We start from the raw sequence: 3,444 nt of genomic DNA, 5'->3' as shown, positions 1-3,444 counted from the left end.
CTGAAGATTTTAATGCTCCAAGTGTCTTGATATCTTTCGTATTCATAGCTTTATCCTCTAATTCTTTTTTTTCTGTTCGATTCGTAATCTTCAAAGATCATTTCACCCAATCCTTTTAATCCAGTATAGAATGCCTTCCCTTGATTGGCGGCGGTAAATTCCTCTACAAACCTGGTAAGGTATGGATCCTGGGCGATCATAAAGGTGGTAATGGGAATTCTTAGCTTTCTAGCCTGCCTTGCTTTATTATAACATTTATCGATTACATAAGGATCCAGTCCAACGCTGTTTTTATAATAACTTCCATCCTTTTCCCTGATGCAACTGGGCTTACCATCAGTGATCATAAAGATCTGTTTGTTGGTATTTCTCTTTCGGCGCAAGAGATCCATTGCTAATTCAAGTCCGGCTACTGTATTGGTGTGGTAGGGACCAACCTTTAGATATGGTAATTCAGCAATTGAAATTGGCCAGGCATCATTTCCGAAAACCAGGATATCCAGAGTGTCTTTAGGGTACCGCGTAGTTATTAATTCTGAAAGTGCCATCGCTACCTTCTTTGCTGGAGTGATACGATCTTCGCCGTATAGGATCATGCTGTGACTTATATCGATCATAAGTACGGTACTCATTTGTGATTTAAAATGAGTTTCTTCTACTACCAGGTCTTCTTCAGACATGCTGAATTCACCAATTCCATTGTTTATCTGGGCATTTCGAAGACTTTCGGTCATAGAAATCCTACTTAAAGAATCTCCATATTGAAATTGCCGGAAGTCTCCGGTATGTTCATCTCCTCTTCCTGTTTTGTTAGTTCTGTGATTTCCTGCGCCACCTTTTTTCAATCTTCCGAAGATCTGCTCCAGCGCTTGCTGTCGTATAGCACGTTCGGCTTTCGCAGTAATGCTCATTCCACCGTTACCATCTGGTTCAATCTCTTCCTTGATGTAGCCTTTCTGCTTCAGCTCTTCAACGAAATCATCGATCGAATAATCATCGGTAGTAAGTTGATACTCATCATCCAATTGTCTAAGCCAGTCTAAAGCCTCGTCCAGATCTCCAGAGGTATGCGTAATGATCTCTTTGAAGATGTCAAAAAGCCTGTCAAACACAGACTTTTCTGGTTCTTCGAATTTATTGAAAACAAAGCCCCTTACTTCTTTCTCCTTCTTTTTCATAGTAATAAAATTAATGCTTTTCAGAAGAATCTAAAAACGCCTGATGATGCACAGAGACTAAAGTTATGTTAACTAAGATGTTCTACCTTCTCAACACAGGATGTTATTTTTGTCATAAATTCCAGGGCTTATGCTGTGGTGTTTCTAAGTAGAATAAATCAAATTAGCCTTTGCAGGCTCATATTGACAAGGGTTCAGGAAATCAATTAGAAATAGAACATAGCATTTAAAAACTATAGCTACTTAGGCTCTCTTTTACAATTGCGATGCAAATACTATCTTAGAGGCCTGTAGTAGATTTTTGCGCTACAGATTAAGGATGGAATGATTTCTCAATGGAATTATTCTAGACTTGATAACCAATCATAAACGACCAGTATGAGCATTGGAGAGATTATCGTGATCTTTTTTTCAGTAGTTATGTGTATTCCTACGATTGCATCAGCTACCAGATTTGATCAATGGTGGATTCGTGGATTTGATTTTCCAAGAATACAGATCAGCTTTTTAATTATCTGCGTGATCATCGCTTCCATAGTTGTTTATGATTTCGATAAAGACTGGCATCTTATAGCTATTGCTGTCCTCTTTATAAGTTTGCTGTATCAATTCGTAAAAATTTATCCCTACACATATCTTTCGGGTAAACAGGTTATGAAATTTAAAGGCAGTGATCCAGATGCCTCGATTTCCATTTTAGTTAGTAACGTACTTACACCTAATAAACGCAGTGATAAACTTATAGAACTGGTCAAAAAGCGTGATCCGGACATTCTTTTAACCTTGGAATCTGACCAGCGCTGGGAAGATGAAATGTCGGTTATTGAAAAAGATTATAAGTACACGGTCAAGATTCCTATGGATAATCTTTATGGTATGCACTTGTATTCAAAACTGAAACTTGAGGATATAAAAGTAAGATATCTGGTGCAACATGATATTCCCTCTATTCATGGAATAGTAGTTCTAAGAAGTGGCAAGAAAGTGAATATACACTGTCTACACCCAATGCCTCCAAGTCCTACGGAAAGTGATACCAGTACTAACCGAGATGCTGAACTTTTGATGTTGGGTCGGGATATCGACAGTGAAAAACATACAACTTTAGTATTCGGTGATCTGAATGATGTAGCCTGGTCAAGAACTACAAGACTTTTTCAAAAGTTGAGCGGACTCATGGATCCAAGGATTGGTAGAGGCTTCTTCAATACCTTTCATACAGGTTACGCCTTATTACGCTGGCCTCTGGATCATGTTTTCCACACCAGAGATTTTACACTTATCGATATTGCTAGGGAGAAAAGTATAGGCTCAGACCACTTCCCAATGTATATTAAGCTGAATCACGAACCTATTGCGGGAGCGATCAATGAAGACACTGATGCACCTGATGAAGAGGAAAAGGATTGGGCCGAAGAAAAAATTAAAACTGCAAATCCTCTAGTCGAGAAGATTCCCTTTAGCTCAATTGGAAATAGGGTGCAAGCTTAGAGATTCCCTTTAACTTTTCACAATGTCTTGCTGACAGAGGCTTCTCAATAAAATCTACGACATGTGGATCATTTGCCGCTTCACGTTTGTCCTTTCGATCTATAGATGAGGTTGCCATCACTACATGCAAGCGTTCATCTAAAGGTAATTTTTTGATATGGTCTAAAAATTCCCAGCCAGACATACCAGGCATATTGATATCCAGCATGATCAAGTATTCCTCTTCCTGACTAGCTTCATTTTCCAGAAATTCAAGAGCTTTATATGCATCCTTAAAGACTAAAGGTTCAGTATCCAAACCACTTTTAGAAACAATTTTTTTCTGTAAAAAAGTGATAATGTCATCATCATCAATAATTATTGTACGTAACATATAGGGTAATTTTGGGGATTGCTACAATTCATTTTCTGTCTTCACAGCAATTTCTCGGATGATCCCATCCAATTCATTCGCCGAAATTAATATATTTTCTAGTATTTCATCGATGTTACCTAAATCTTCTCGATAGTTTATCATCAAATCTACCAAGCCCATTATCTTTGCCAAGGGTGCGCGAACTATATGGGACTGCATCCAGGCTATTTCCTTCAATCGCTTATTATGATTTTGAATGGCGATAAGATGACTTTTTCGCTCAGTGATATCCTGCAGTGAGCCTATAATTCTGATAGGCTTCTGTTGAGAGTCGAGCATTAAATGACTTCGATCCAGCATGTATTTATAAGATCCATCAGCGCATCGAAACCTATATTCAATAGTAAGATTCTGAATACT

At 38.2% G+C, this 3,444-nt stretch carries 4 protein-coding genes; 1 reads left to right on the top strand and 3 read right to left on the bottom strand.

Annotated features, from left to right (window positions below):
- Positions 1 to 50: 50 nt before the first annotated feature.
- Positions 51 to 1,178: a hypothetical protein gene (locus QZ620_RS13725; RefSeq protein WP_295182732.1), complete on the bottom strand. Its 1,128-nt coding sequence runs from the start codon at positions 1,176 to 1,178 to the stop codon at positions 51 to 53.
- Between the two features lie 378 nt (positions 1,179 to 1,556).
- Here QZ620_RS13725 and QZ620_RS13720 point away from each other — a divergent pair, with 378 nt between their 5' ends.
- A complete protein-coding gene (locus QZ620_RS13720) occupies positions 1,557 to 2,669 on the top strand; it encodes an endonuclease/exonuclease/phosphatase family protein (RefSeq protein ID WP_295182728.1) in 1,113 nt (370 codons plus the stop codon).
- Here QZ620_RS13720 and QZ620_RS13715 read toward each other — a convergent pair.
- Positions 2,638 to 3,042, bottom strand: a complete 405-nt coding sequence (locus tag QZ620_RS13715; protein ID WP_295182726.1) for a response regulator — start codon at positions 3,040 to 3,042, stop codon at positions 2,638 to 2,640. The genes QZ620_RS13720 and QZ620_RS13715 overlap by 32 nt on opposite strands.
- 21 nt (positions 3,043 to 3,063) lie before the next feature.
- The coding region (locus tag QZ620_RS13710) for a PAS domain-containing protein (protein WP_295182724.1) at positions 3,064 to 3,444 on the bottom strand (381 nt) is incomplete at its 5' end.

The organism is uncultured Christiangramia sp. (assembly GCF_913046405.1).
GTDB lineage: Bacteria > Bacteroidota > Bacteroidia > Flavobacteriales > Flavobacteriaceae > Christiangramia > Christiangramia marina.
Note: the sequence above shows the minus strand (reverse complement) of the source record. Positions and strands in the feature narration are given on the sequence as shown.